The organism is Salipiger sp. IMCC34102 (assembly GCF_004145405.1).
Lineage (GTDB): Bacteria > Pseudomonadota > Alphaproteobacteria > Rhodobacterales > Rhodobacteraceae > Loktanella.
In genome coordinates this window covers 33,069-46,378 of sequence record NZ_SELQ01000002.1, presented here as the reverse complement: position 1 = coordinate 46,378, position 13,310 = coordinate 33,069, and the positions used below count along the sequence as shown (strand labels likewise).

Sequence of the window (13,310 nt, the reverse complement as noted above, 5' to 3'; positions counted from 1 at the left end):
CGGAATGCCGGATGCTTCGCAGACCGATGTGACGGCGGCGTGACGCTCTACTCGGCCGCGAGACGCGTGCCCCCGTCGTTCAGGGCTGCGAGAAGCACCTCCCGCCGTTTCTCGGCCGCCGCGGCGTTGGCCTCCTTGACGGGGCCGAAGCCGCGGATGTCCAGCGGCAGGCGGGCCAATGCCACGGCTTCCGCCCGGGCCTCGTCGTCGCCCAGCGCTGACAGGTCCGCCTCGTATTGCGCGATCAGCGCGCGTTCCATCCGCCGCTCCGCGGTCCGACCGAAGGGGTCGAACAGCGTGCCACGCAACCCCTTCAGACGCGCGAGCACGGGAAACGCCCGTCCCATCCAGCCGCCGACCGCCTTCTTCCGGGGCCGCCCGTCGGGGCCGGTCTTGGTCAGGACCGGCGGGGCGAGGTGATAGGTCAGCCGCACGTCACCGTCGAAAGCCTCTCGCGCCTTGGCTTCGGTTTGCTGCAAAAGGCGCGCAACCTCGTATTCGTCCTTGTAGGCCAAGAGTTTGTGGTAGCCCAGCGCCACCGCTTCGCGCATGTCCGCATCGGTGAACCGATCGACGAGGGCGCGGTAGCGACGGGCCAGTCGGTCGTTCTGGTAGTCGACGAGGTGTCTTTCCCGAAACGCGATGCGCTCGTTCAGGGACTTCGGCAAGGAGACCACGCGCGGGGCGGCCACCCGCGCCGCTTCCTCGGGATGGAGAACCGCCCACCGGCCAAGGTCGAAGGCCCGCAGGTTGCGCTCCACCGCGGTGCCGTTGAGTTCGATCGCCTGCCGGATCGCGTCCAGCGCCACCGGAATGCCCCCCATCTGCCAGACCGCCCCGAAGACCATCATATTGGAATAGAGGCTGTCGCCCATGGTCGCCTTGGCCAGATCCGTCGCGTCCATGAGCGCGAGGCCGTCCTTCAGCCGCCGCTCGAGGCTCAGCTTGAGGTCTTCGACCGGCAGGCGGAATTCGGTGTTGCGGGTGAAATCGCCGGTGACGATCTCGTGGGCATTGACGACGCCCTTGGTGCGCCCGGTCTTCATCAGCCCAAGCGTCTTGGCACCGGCGCTGACCACCAGATCGCCGCCGATCAGCGCGTCGCACTCGCCGGTAGCGACGCGGATCGCGCTGATATCCTCCGGCCGTTCGGCCAGGCGGCAGTGGATATGCACCGCACCGCCCTTCTGGGCGAGGCCGGCCATCTCCATCATACCGGCGCCCTTGCCGTCGAGGTGCGCCGCCATCGCGAGCACCGCGCCGATGGTCACGACCCCGGTGCCACCCACGCCGGTGATGACGACGTTGTGGGTGCCGCGGATCGCGGGCAAATCCGGCATCGGCAGATCGCCGACCTCCACGCTGGCGGTCGCGGTCTTCTTAAGCGTGGCACCTTCGACCGTCACGAAGCTGGGACAGAACCCCTTGAGGCAGGAAAAATCCTTGTTGCAGGCGGACTGGTCGATGGCCCGCTTGCGGCCCAGCTCGGTCTCCACCGGGACGACGGCCACGCAGTTGGACTGCACGCCGCAATCGCCGCAGCCCTCGCAGACGTCCGTGTTGATGAAGACCCGGCGGTCGGGATCGGGAAACTGGCCGCGCTTGCGGCGGCGGCGCTTCTCTGCGGCGCAGGTCTGGATGTAGACCAGCGCGCTCACGCCCTTCACCTTCGACAATTCGTCCTGCACGCGCGGCAGCTCGGCCCGCTCCGACAAGGGCACGCCGGTGGGGAAGCGCGTAGCATCGACGTCCTCCTTCTCGTCATAGACCACGCGGACGTCCCGGACCCCCATCGCCAGAAGTTCGCGCACGATCTGGTCGGCCTGCAGGTCGCCGTCGTTGGTCTGACCGCCGGTCATCGCCACCGCATCGTTGTAGAGGATCTTGTAGGTGACGTTGGTCCCCGCCATCAGCGCAAAACGGATCGCCTGCACGCCGGAATGGTTGTAGGTTCCATCGCCCAGGTTCTGGAACACGTGATCGCGCGTGCTGAAGGGCGCCTCGCCCACCCAGTTCGCCCCTTCGCCCCCCATCTGGGTGAAGCCCACGGTGTCACGGTCCATCCATTGCACCATGTAATGACATCCGATCCCGGCATAGGCGCGGCTGCCATCGGGCACCTTGGTCGACGTGTTGTGCGGGCAGCCCGCGCAGAAATAGGGCAACCGCGCCGCCAGCTCCGGCAGGTTGTCGGCCCGCCGCGCTTCGGACAGAGCCTTAAGCCCTGCGTGCACGCCGTCGTCGGCGCAGCCTTCCTCGATGAAGATCACACCCAGGCGTTCGGCGATTCCCAGCGGGTCAAGCGCGTAGCGGGTCGGAAAGATCTCCTCCCGCCGGCCCTGCGAATGCTCGTCCCCCTTGTGCCAGCCGTAGACGCGGGTCGCGGTATCGTCGAACAGCGCCTCCTTCACCTGGACCTCGATCAGCTTGCGCTTCTCCTCGACCACGATGACCAGGTCGAGATCCTGGGCGAACTCGTGGAACGACGCCATGTCGAGCGGCCAGACCTGGCCCACTTTGTAGGTCGTGAGCCCCAGCGCCTGCACCTTGTCCTCGTCGATGCCCAGGAGCGACAGCGCATGCACCAGATCGAGGTAGTTCTTCCCCGCCGCCACCAGACCGATCCGCGCGCCTGCACGGCCCCACTTGCGCCGGTCCATGCGGTTGGCGCGGCTGAAGGCTTCGGCCGCGAACCGCTTGTGGTCGATCATCCGCGCTTCCTGCGCCACGGGCGTGTCCACCAGGCGGATGTTGAGCCCCTCTTCGGGCAGCGGCAGATCCGGTGTCACGAAGTCCAGCCGGTGCGGATCGCCATCCACGACCGAGGTGACCTCGATCGTGTCCTTCATCGTCTTCAGCCCGACCCAGACGCCCGCGTAGCGGCTCAGCGCCCAGGCGTAGAGGCCGTAGTCCAGCACTTCCTGCACGCCCGCGGGGCTGACCACGGGCATGTAGGCGTCCACCATCGCGAAGTCCGACTGGTGCAAGGTCGTCGAGGATTCGCCCGTGTGATCGTCGCCCATCGCCATGATGACCCCGCCATGGGCCGAGGTTCCGGCCATGTTCGCGTGGCGCATGACGTCACCGGAGCGGTCCACCCCCGGCCCCTTGCCGTACCAAAGCCCGAAGACGCCGTCGTACCGCCCTTCCCCGCGCAACTCGGCCTGCTGGCTGCCCCAGAGGGCGGTGGCGGCCAGATCCTCGTTCAGACCGGGCTGGAACGTCACCTGCGCGTCGGCCAGATGCTTTCCCGCGCGCGCCATCTGCTGGTCGACGGCCCCCAATGGCGAGCCGCGATAGCCGGTCACGTAACCGGCTGTATTCAGCCCCGCGCGTTCGTCGCGTGCCCGTTGCATCAGCATCAACCGTACGAGTGCCTGCGTGCCGTTCAGCAGGACGTGTCGTTTGTCCAGATCGAAGCGGTCCTGCAGGGAAATATCTTGACGCGACATCATCGACCTCCATGTTCCCGATTAACTCTAGGTCAGTTCGTGTGACCCACAAAGCACAAAGGCGAGATGAGCGGTCGGTCGCGACAGATTGAATTGCTCACGTTTCGTGCGTAATTCCCCGGGCGATTGGGTCGGACTTTCGACAAGGAACGAACGCGATGGACTGGGACAAGCTTAGAATATTTCACGCCGTCGCGGACGCAGGGTCGCTGACCCATGCGGGCGACGTGCTGCACCTGTCGCAATCCGCCGTCAGCCGCCAGATTCGCGCGCTCGAAGAGACACTGAACACGAATCTCTTCCACCGCCACGCCCGCGGGTTGATCCTCACCGAACAGGGCGAATTGCTCTTTGACGCGACCAAATCCATGAACCGCAGGCTGGAAGCCGCGAGCGCCCGGATCCGCGATTCAGAGGAGGAGGTCTTCGGCGAGTTGCGCGTGACCACGACCACGGGTTTCGGCACGCTCTGGCTGGCGCCGCGACTGCCCAAGCTCTACGAGCTCTACCCCGACATCAAGATCGACCTGATGCTCGAGGAACGCGTCCTCGACCTTCCCATGCGCGAGGCCGACGTCGCCATTCGCATGAAGGAACCTTCGCAGGCCGACCTGATCCGCAAGCGGCTGATGAGCGTGCGGATGCGCCTTTACGCGACGCGCGAATATCTCGACAGCCGGCGCCCCCTCGAAGAGGTTCACGATATCTCCGATCACCGCCTGATCTGCCAGCAACTCTCCTCGACGCAGGTCAGCGCGGGGGCCACGTTGATCCACCATCTGCTCAGCCACGAGGTCGGGTCGATCTTCACGGTCAACAATTACTTCGGCGTGCTCCAGGCGGTGATCAACGACCTCGGTGTCGGGGTTCTGCCCGATTACGTCGTGCAGGATTTCCCGCATCTCGTCCGCTGCCTTCCGGAAATCGAAAGCGGTGAGGTCCCCGTCTTCCTCGCCTACCCCGAGGAACTGCGGCAGTCCAAACGCATCACCGCGTTCCGCGATTTCGTCCAGGACGAGATCATCGCCCATCGAAAGACGCTCGCCGACATGAACCTCGACGGGTGAAAACGGCCCTTGACGGTTGTGATATGCGCACAACGCATGGCGGAATTGCGAAATTGAAGCGATATTTTTCTTGTTTGCTTAATCTTTGGCCACTAACTCCGGTTTCAGAAGCAACGTCATAGCGACACGCTTCTACCTCCCTGTTGGACTGCGCCGGGCCTTTGTGCCCGGCATTTTTTTGCCCAACCGTGTGACCATCGCAGGGCCATCACCCCACCTTACGAAAACCTGTGCGACGAAAAGATGACAGGGACGGCGCGCGCGCCGCAATCCCGTGACACTCCCTTTCCCTTCGGCTGTGCGTGACCTAAAAGCCCGTAAACCGCCCGAAGGGGAAGTCCATGCCGGATCCAGCCATCACCCAAGACGTCATCGCCGCACACGGGTTCTCGCCCGACGAATGGCAGGAGGTTCTCTCGATCCTCGGCCGGGACCCGACTTTCACCGAAATGGGCATTTTTTCGGCAATGTGGAACGAGCATTGCTCCTACAAGTCCTCGAAGAAATGGCTGCGCACCCTGCCCACCACCGGCCCCCAGGTCATCTGCGGCCCCGGAGAGAACGCGGGCGTCGTCGACATCGGTGACGGCCAAGCCGTCGTCTTCAAGATGGAAAGCCACAACCACCCCAGCTACATCGAGCCCTTCCAGGGCGCGGCCACCGGCATGGGCGGCATCCTGCGCGATGTCTTCACCATGGGCGCGCGTCCCATCGCCGCGATGAACTCGCTGTCCTTCGGGATGCCGGACCACCCAAAGACCCGCAGCCTCGTCAGCGGCGTCGTGGCCGGCATCGGCGGCTACGGCAATTGCTTCGGCGTGCCCACGGTCGGCGGCGAGGTCCGCTTCGATCCGTCCTACAACGGCAACTGCCTGGTGAACGCCTTCGCGGCTGGCCTCGCGGATGCGGACAAGATCTTCTACTCCGCAGCCTCCGGCGTGGGACGCCCCGTGGTCTACCTCGGCGCCAAGACGGGCCGCGACGGCGTCGGCGGGGCCACCATGGCCTCGGCCGAGTTCGACGACACGATCGAGGACAAGCGCCCCACCGTGCAGGTCGGCGACCCGTTCACCGAAAAGCGTTTGATGGAAGCCTGCCTCGAACTCATGGCCACGGGCGCGGTCGTCTCGATCCAGGACATGGGGGCCGCTGGCCTGACCTGTTCCGCCGTCGAGATGGGCGACAAGGGCGGCCTCGGCGTGCGGCTCGACCTCGAGAAGGTGCCACAGCGCGAAGAGAACATGACCGCCTACGAGATGATGCTGTCCGAATCCCAGGAACGGATGCTCATGGTGCTCGACCCCGCGCTGGAGGACGCGGCCCGTGCGGTCTTCGTCAAGTGGGACCTCGACTTCGCCATCGTCGGGGAGACCATCGCCGAAGACCGCTTCCTGATCGTCCACAACGGCGAGGTCATGGCCGACCTGCCGCTCTCGAAACTGTCCTCCACGGCCCCCGAATACGACCGCCCCTGGGAAGAGACGCCGCCCCCCGCCCCCATGGGCGAGGTGCCGCAGGTCGATCCCATGGAGGGGCTGCGCAGCCTGATCGGCAGCCCCAACCATGCCAGCAAGGCCTGGGTCTACGAGCAATACGACAGCCAGGTCATGGCCGACACCCTGCGCACGCCCGGCGCCGGCGCCGGCATCGTGCGCGTCCACGGCACGACCAAGGCGCTGGCCTTCACCTCGGACGTGACGCCGCGCTACGTCGCAGCCAACCCGGTCCAAGGCGGCAAGCAAGCCGTGGCCGAGGCTTACCGCAACCTGACCGCCGTCGGCGCCACGCCGCTGGCAACCACCGACAACATGAACTTCGGCAACCCCGAGAAGCCGCGCATCATGGGCCAGTTCGTGGGGGCGATCCGGGGGATCGGCGCCGCCGTCGACGCGCTCGACATGCCCATCGTCTCGGGCAACGTGTCGCTTTACAACGAAACCGACGGCACCGGCATCCTGCCCACGCCCACCATCGGCGCGGTCGGGATCATCGCCGACCACGCGGAGGCGATCACCGGCACGCTGCAACCCGGACACGTGCTTTTGCAACTGGGTGAAACCCGGGGCCACATGGGCCAGACCGCCCTGCTGGCCGAACACCTAGGCCGGGTGGAAGGCGACGCCCCGCCTGTCGACCTTCAGGCGGAGGCCGCGCACGGGGACTTCATCCGGGCCAACCGCGCCTGGATCGCCGCCTGCACCGACCTCTCCGACGGGGGCCTCGCACTCGCCGCCTTCGAGTTGGCGGCCGCCTCCGGCACCGGGGTCGCGCTCGAAACCGCCGAGACCGCGGCACTCTTCGCCGAGGATCAGGGCCGCTACCTGATCGCCACCACCTTCGACGGGGCAGAGGCGCTCTTCATCGCCGCCGCGAGTGCGGATCTGGTGATCTCGCGGGTCGGGATGGCACAGGGAACGGACTTCAGCTTCGACGGGCAAAGCGCACCTCTGGCCGATCTGCTGGAGATCTACCGGACCGCCTTCGCCCACGCCGTGAGCTGACCCGACCCGGTTCGCCCCTTGCCCCCGGGGGGCGCGCTTCCTAGGTTCACCTCACACGACAAAGGACCGCCCATGCCCATTACCGCCCAAGAGATCGAACGCCTGATCCGCGAGGATTTCCCCGACGCACAGATCACCGTGCAGGGCGACGACGGCGCGCATTTCGCTGCCGAAGTGGTGGACGCCAGCTTCGCCGGCAAGAACCGGGTCCAGCAACAGCGCGCGGTCTATGCAGCCCTGAAAGGCAAGATGGACGGATCGCAGGGCGAGCTTCACGCGCTGGCCCTGACCACCCGCGCCCCTGATTGATACACCGCCAGGCCCTTTCGCTGCGAAAGGATCTGCCCCTCCGGACAAGGACCAACACGATGACCGCTTCAGACAAGATCAAAGAGACCGTGACCGCCAACGACGTCGTACTCTTCATGAAAGGCACCAAGACGATGCCCCAGTGCGGCTTTTCCAGCCGCGTGGCGGGCGTGCTGAACTTCATGGGCGTCGACTACGCGGACGTGAACGTGCTTGCCGACGACGACATCCGCCAGGGGATCAAGGACTATTCCGACTGGCCCACGATTCCGCAGCTTTACGTGAAGGGCGAATTCGTCGGCGGTTGCGATATCGTCACCGAGATGACCCTCTCGGGCGAACTCGACACGATGTTCGCCGAGAACCAGATCGATTTCGACAAGGCCGCCGCCGAGAAGATCCGCGAAGCCAACGCCTGAGGAAGCAGCCGAGGTCAGCCGGTCCGTTCCAGGTCCTCCGCGATCGCCTCGGCGCGTGCGGCGATCCGGGACAGGCTGTCGGTGACCTCCTGCGGAATCGCAGGAACTTCGACACGCTCGGGCACCCGCGCGCGCACTTCATCGAGTTGCGCGCGCAATTGCTCCACCTCCGCCTCGGCGGTCTGCGTCCGGTCGGCCAGGCTCGCGAAACGATCCGCCAGCATCAACCCCGCCATCAGCAGCATCCGGCTTTCGGACATCCGCCCGATCTGGCCTGACATCTCGCTTGCCTCGTTGTCCAGCAACCGGGCTGCGGTGTGCAGGTAGTCCTCCTGCCCCGCCTCGCAGGCAACCTCGAACGTGCGCCCGTCGATGGTGATCGTCACTTGCGCCATGCTCACGCTCCCTTCTCCAAAGCGGGTTTCAACGCGCCCAGGATGGCCGCGACTTCCGCCGCCTCCGCCGCACGTTCGGCGCGCAGGGCCTCGACCTCGGCCACCAGCGCGCGGTTGATCAGCTCCGCATCCGCAGCCCCCTCGGTGGCGGCGGCGCGCAAGGCCGCGGCCTCCTGGCTCAGATCGGCGTGGGCCGCGCGAAGCCGTTCGAGCGCGCTTTCCAGCGCCTCGAGGCTCGCAACATGGTCGCGGTCGCGTTTTTCGAGATCGGCGATCCGGCCATCCTGCCGGTCCTTCAGGACGGCGACCCGCGCTTCGAGGTCGGATTTCGCCTGCCGCTCCTCGGCCAGTCGCGCGTCCATGTCGGGCGACGCCCCGCGGGCCGCCGCCGCGATCCGGTCCAGCGCTTCGTTAAGTCTGGCTTCCAGGTCCTTGAGATCGCTCATCCTGTCCTCTTGCCCGCGGGCCGGCGAATCGCCCGCCCCTGCGCGCTCAGCCTAGTCCGAGGCGACGGGCCGGGTAAACACGCAGCCTTGAACTGCCCCCCGGCCCTGTTATGAAACCCTTCGACCGTTACCCCGTTTGACAGGACCCGCCCCATGGACATCGAAACCCTCAAGACCGCGCATCCCCAGCATTGGAAGATGGCGGCCGCGATCCGCGCCCTGACGCTCGATGCCGTGGCCGCCGCGAACTCGGGACACTCGGGCATGCCGATGGGCATGGCGGACGTGGCCACCGTGCTGTTCCGCAACCACCTGAACTTCGACCCCGCCACGCCGCACTGGCCCGACCGGGACCGCTTCATGCTGTCCGCCGGCCACGGGTCGATGCTGCTTTACAGCCTGCTGCACCTGACGGGCTACGAGGACTTCGACCTCGATCAGCTCAAGAACTTCCGCCAATGGGGCTACCGCACGGCAGGCCACCCCGAGTACGGCCACGGCCGCGGGATCGAGGTGACCACCGGACCGCTTGGCCAGGGTGTCGCCAACTCCGTCGGTTTCGCCATCGCCGAAGAACACCAGCGCGCCGTCTGGGGATCCAAGGTCTGCAACCACTACACCTACGTCATCGCCGGTGACGGCTGCCTGATGGAGGGGGTCAGTCAGGAAGCCATCGGCCTGGCCGGCATGCAGAAGCTGGGGCACCTCATCGTCTTCTTCGACAACAACGACATCACCATCGACGGCCACGTGGGCCTCGCGGACGAAACCGACCAGCCCGCGCGTTTCGCCGCCTCCGGCTGGCACGTGCAGTCCATCGACGGCCACGATCCCGACGCCATCGATGCGGCGATCACGGCAGCCAAGGCCGACGATCGCCCGTCAATGATCGCCTGCAAGACCCATATCGCGCTGGGTCACGCCGCCCAGGACACCGCCAAGGGCCACGGCGCGCTGACCGATCAGCAGCAGCTGACGGACGCCAAGGAGGTCTACGACTGGCACTACGGCCCGTTCGAGGTTCCCGCGGAGATCAAGCAGCAGTGGGAAGCCACGGCCGAGCGCGGAAAAGCCGCTCACGCTGACTGGCACGCGCGTTTCGGCAAGCTGTCGGACACCAAGCAGCGCGAGTTCAACCGCACCTACGACCTCGAAGTGCCCAAGTCGCTGTCCTCCACGATCCGCGCGTTCAAGAAGCAGGCCGTCGAAAGCCAGCCCAACGTGGCGACCCGCAAGGCCTCCGAAAGCGTGCTCGAAGTGCTCAACCCGATCATGCCCGAAACCATGGGCGGCTCGGCGGACCTGACCGGCTCGAACAACACCAAGTCGTCGGACATGGGCGTCTTCAGCCCCGAGAACCGCAAGGGCCGCTACATCCATTACGGCATCCGCGAACACGGGATGGCCGCGGCGATGAACGGCATGGTGCTGCACGGCGGCGTACGCCCCTACGGCGGAACGTTCATGTGCTTCACCGATTACGCGCGCGGGGCCATCCGCCTCAGCTCGCTGATGGCGCTGCCGTCGGTCTACGTGATGACCCACGACAGCATCGGCCTGGGCGAGGACGGCCCGACCCACCAGCCGGTCGAACACCTCTCCATGCTGCGCGCCACGCCCAACTGCCACGTGTTCCGCCCCGCCGACACGATCGAAACGGCGGAGGCCTGGGAACTGGCACTGACCGACAAGCGCGTCCCCGCGGTGCTGGCGCTGTCGCGGCAGAACCTCCCCGCGGTCCGGACGGAGCACAAGACGAAGAACCTGACAGCCCAGGGCGGCTACGTGCTGAAGGACGCGGAAGGCAAGCGCCGGGTGATCCTGATCGCCACCGGGTCCGAGGTGCACCTCGCCCTGCAGGCGCGCGAGGCGCTGCAGGCCGAGGGCATCGGCACGCGCGTCGTCTCGATGCCCTGCATGGAACTCTTCCTGAACCAGGACGAGGCCTATCGCCGCCGCGTCCTGCCCGCGGGCCCGGTCCGCGTCGGCGTGGAGGCCGGCGTGCAGCAATCCTGGAACCTGCTGCTGATGGGCGAGCGCGGCACGGCGAAGAAATCGGCCTTCGTGGGCATGGAGGGGTTCGGCGCCTCCGCCCCCGCCGAAGAGCTTTTCGCGCAGTTCGGCATCACCGCCGAGGCCGTGGCCGCCGCCGCCCGCGACCTGCTCTGACGATCAAGCGGGGTGCGGCGACATCCGCCGCCCCCGCTCCCTTTCCTCCACGCGCAAACTCCCGCCTTTTATCCGACAAACGCACCAACCGCGCCGCAAAGGCGCAAGACGTGCAACCGGCGCACGGGCAATCTCTGTTCTGAAAATATCCGCCCCGCCGGCGAGGCGTCCCGCATTGTGCGCCCGCGCGACGGCCGATCAGATCGCGCCGTCCGTCCGAATATGGATCACTGTCCCGCAATGCTTGCAGTGGCTGGCGTCCCGGTCATGCTTCATCAACCCGCACTCGGGGCATTCGAACTGCACCTTGTAGGGCTGGAACAGCACCTTCACGAGTTGCAGGAAGAGCGTCACGCCGAAGATCATCACGACGACCGCAAGAAGCCGCCCCCACCAGCCCACGACGACGATATCGCCGTAGCCCGTGGTCGTCAGCGTCGAGACGCTGAAATAGAAGGCATCCGCGTAGTTGCTCACGTCCGGGTTCACCCGCGCCTGGCTTGCGTAGAGGAACCCCGTCATCACGAAGAGGAACACGCCGAGGTTCACCGTCGCGAGGAAGATTTCCTCGTTGCGGCGGAAATAGGGGAAGTCGGCCCGCAACCGCCGCACAGTCTCGTAGCTCTTGAGCAGGCGCAACGTCCGCAACACCCGTAAAAACCCCAGGCCTTCGGCGAAAAGCGGACCGAGGAAGCTGATGACCGCGACGATGTCCGCCCAGGTCGACAGACGGGTCAGGGCCTGCGTCCAATTGGGTGTCAGCCAGGACCGGATGCAGAAGTCGATCAGGATCAGGACGCCGAACAGCAGGTCGACCGTCAGCAGCCAGCCGTCGTGCGGGAAGAACGAGGTGACGATGACGTAGGCCAGCGTGACCAGATCGAAGATGAGCAATCCGTAGCGAAACCGGGTGGCACGTGCCCCGTCGCCCTCGTAGAGCGCGCGCAGCCATTCACGCATGCGTGTGTGCCTTGATCCGCCAACGCCCCGCGCCGGCCACGGCCAGCGCCAGGCAGCCGCCCGCGATGGCCCAGTTCTTGACGAAAATCGTCATCTGCCAGGCGTCGCCCGTCTCCAGGAAGATCGCGAGGTGAAAGAAGCTCGTCACCGCGCAATAGGCCGCGGCCGAGGCAGCAACCGGTCCGACGGCAACCCCCAGCCAAAGGGCCAGCCCCGCGAGCGCGTCGTAGACCAGCGCCACCCAGATCAGCGCGAAGGGCAGACCGGCGCCGGTCAGCATCCCGCCCGGGACGTCCGGGGCTGTGGCCTTCTGGACGGCACCACCGACCAGCAGCGCCCCGATCAGCAGCCGCGCAAAGAATAGGGCCGCATCGATCATGCAGGCCGAACGGCCCCCGCGATCGGCTTGAGCACGTGTGTCACCAGCGGAATGATCAGACATCCAAGCAAGAAGCCCAGCACGCCGTCGCAGAACGCCGTCACCGTCCATTCGACCGCACCGTGCCAACCGTCCGGCGTGGCGGCAGCGGCGGCGACGGCCCAGCCGTGGATCAAGTCCTCCGGCCCGTGCCAGCCCAGCTGCGCCACCGAGTGGACGATGATCTGCCCTCCCACCCAGAGCATGGCGGCCGTGCCGACCCAGGTCAGCAGGAAGAGGAACGTGGGCATGCCGCCGACGATCCCGCGGCCTAGGGCCCTGGTCGCGCCGAGCCTGCCGTTGTTGGCCATCCAAAGCCCGACATCGTCCGCCTTCACGATCACGGCGACCGAACCGTAGACCGCCGCCGTGATCCCGATCGCCACCACCAGAAGCACCGCCGCGCGGGTCCACAGATTGTCGGTGTCGATCGCGGCGAGCGCGATGGTCATGATCTCGGCCGAGAGGATGAAGTCGGTCTTGATCGCCCCCTTCACCTTCTGCTCCTCAAGGTGCGCGGGGTCGCCCGTCGCCTTGGAATGGGCGTCCTTGTGACTGAAGGCGTGCAGGATCTTCTCGGCCCCTTCGTAACACAGGTACGACCCCCCGATGATGAGCAAGGGCGCGATCAGCCAGGGCGCGAAGACCGACAGAAGCATCGCCGCGGGCAACAGGATCAGGACCTTGTTCTTGATCGAGCCGAGCGCGATCTTGCCCACGATGGGCAGTTCGCGCGCCGGGGCGAAGCCTTGCACGTACTTGGGGCTGACGGCCGCGTCGTCGATGACGGCCCCGGCGGCCTTGGCGCCGGCCTTCGTCGCCTGCCCGATCACGTCGTCCACGCTGGCTGCCGCGACCTTCGCGATAGCCGCCACGTCGTCCAGCAGCGCCAGCAATCCACTCATGTCCCGGTCCCTCTCGTTTCGGTGACCCCAAGCTAGCCCGTGCAGCCCCGACCGCAAGCCCGTGCTTTACCCCGCAACGCCCGCGTTTTACCAAAGCGCCATGTCCAACGGTCTCGCCATCGGTCTCGTGCTCGCCATCGCCGCGTTCTTCGCGCTCGATCACTACGTGCTGAACTGGGGCGCCCCCCTGTTCCTGGCCCGCGAATTCGCGGATCTTTTGAACTGGTTGGCCTTCTGGCGTTAGCGCAACCCGCGTCCTTTGCCCTTGA

General features: G+C 66.3%; 12 protein-coding genes. 6 read left to right on the top strand and 6 right to left on the bottom strand.

Features of this window, described 5'->3' with window-relative positions; genetic code table 11:
• Positions 1–47 precede the first annotated feature (47 nt).
• Positions 48–3,452, bottom strand: a complete 3,405-nt coding sequence (locus tag EU805_RS04530) for an indolepyruvate ferredoxin oxidoreductase family protein (protein ID WP_129762779.1) — start codon at positions 3,450–3,452, stop codon at positions 48–50.
• Between the two features lie 158 nt (positions 3,453–3,610).
• Between EU805_RS04530 and EU805_RS04525 the strand changes: the two genes are divergently transcribed.
• The 4 genes from EU805_RS04525 to grxD all read left to right on the top strand — a co-directional run bounded on the left by EU805_RS04525 (position 3,611) and on the right by grxD (position 7,748).
• Complete coding sequence (locus EU805_RS04525) at positions 3,611–4,519, top strand: LysR family transcriptional regulator (RefSeq protein ID WP_129762778.1); 909 nt, start codon at positions 3,611–3,613, stop codon at positions 4,517–4,519.
• A 341-nt stretch (positions 4,520–4,860) separates the two neighbouring features.
• Positions 4,861–7,020 (top strand): phosphoribosylformylglycinamidine synthase subunit PurL, encoded by a 2,160-nt coding sequence (gene purL / locus EU805_RS04520; protein ID WP_129762777.1) that lies wholly within the window; start codon positions 4,861–4,863, stop codon positions 7,018–7,020.
• 72 nt (positions 7,021–7,092) lie between these two features.
• On the top strand, positions 7,093–7,329 hold the full coding sequence (locus tag EU805_RS04515; protein ID WP_129762776.1) for a BolA family protein: 237 nt from the start codon (positions 7,093–7,095) through the stop codon (positions 7,327–7,329).
• A gap of 59 nt (positions 7,330–7,388) precedes the next feature.
• A complete protein-coding gene (gene grxD, locus EU805_RS04510; RefSeq protein ID WP_129762775.1) occupies positions 7,389–7,748 on the top strand; it encodes a Grx4 family monothiol glutaredoxin in 360 nt (119 codons plus the stop codon).
• Between the two features lie 14 nt (positions 7,749–7,762).
• Here the strand turns inward: grxD and EU805_RS04505 are convergent, their stop codons facing one another.
• Together EU805_RS04505 and EU805_RS04500 are read right to left on the bottom strand one after the other, a co-directional pair.
• The gene (locus EU805_RS04505) at positions 7,763–8,143 is read right to left on the bottom strand and encodes a cell division protein ZapA (RefSeq protein WP_129762774.1); all 381 of its coding nucleotides are present in this window, start codon (positions 8,141–8,143) and stop codon (positions 7,763–7,765) included.
• Positions 8,144–8,145: 2 nt separating this feature from the next.
• Positions 8,146–8,589 carry a hypothetical protein gene (locus EU805_RS04500; RefSeq protein ID WP_129762773.1) on the bottom strand — a complete coding sequence of 148 codons (444 nt, stop codon included), beginning with the start codon at positions 8,587–8,589 and terminating at the stop codon, positions 8,146–8,148.
• A 153-nt stretch (positions 8,590–8,742) separates the two neighbouring features.
• Between EU805_RS04500 and tkt the strand changes: the two genes are divergently transcribed.
• On the top strand, positions 8,743–10,758 hold the full coding sequence (gene tkt / locus EU805_RS04495; protein WP_129762772.1) for a transketolase: 2,016 nt from the start codon (positions 8,743–8,745) through the stop codon (positions 10,756–10,758).
• A gap of 198 nt (positions 10,759–10,956) precedes the next feature.
• Here the strand turns inward: tkt and EU805_RS04490 are convergent, their stop codons facing one another.
• The 3 genes from EU805_RS04490 to EU805_RS04480 are packed head-to-tail and all read right to left on the bottom strand — an operon-like array spanning position 10,957 to position 13,041.
• Positions 10,957–11,718: an ion channel gene (locus EU805_RS04490; protein WP_207208076.1), complete on the bottom strand. Its 762-nt coding sequence runs from the start codon at positions 11,716–11,718 to the stop codon at positions 10,957–10,959.
• On the bottom strand, positions 11,711–12,097 hold the full coding sequence (locus EU805_RS04485; protein WP_129762771.1) for a DoxX family protein: 387 nt from the start codon (positions 12,095–12,097) through the stop codon (positions 11,711–11,713). Before EU805_RS04485 ends, EU805_RS04490 begins: the two co-directional genes overlap by 8 nt.
• Positions 12,094–13,041, bottom strand: a complete 948-nt coding sequence (locus EU805_RS04480) for a DUF808 domain-containing protein (protein WP_129762770.1) — start codon at positions 13,039–13,041, stop codon at positions 12,094–12,096. Before EU805_RS04480 ends, EU805_RS04485 begins: the two co-directional genes overlap by 4 nt.
• 100 nt (positions 13,042–13,141) lie before the next feature.
• Between EU805_RS04480 and EU805_RS17380 the strand changes: the two genes are divergently transcribed.
• Positions 13,142–13,285 (top strand): hypothetical protein, encoded by a 144-nt coding sequence (locus tag EU805_RS17380; RefSeq protein WP_165351887.1) that lies wholly within the window; start codon positions 13,142–13,144, stop codon positions 13,283–13,285.
• The last annotated feature ends 25 nt before the right edge of the window (positions 13,286–13,310 follow it).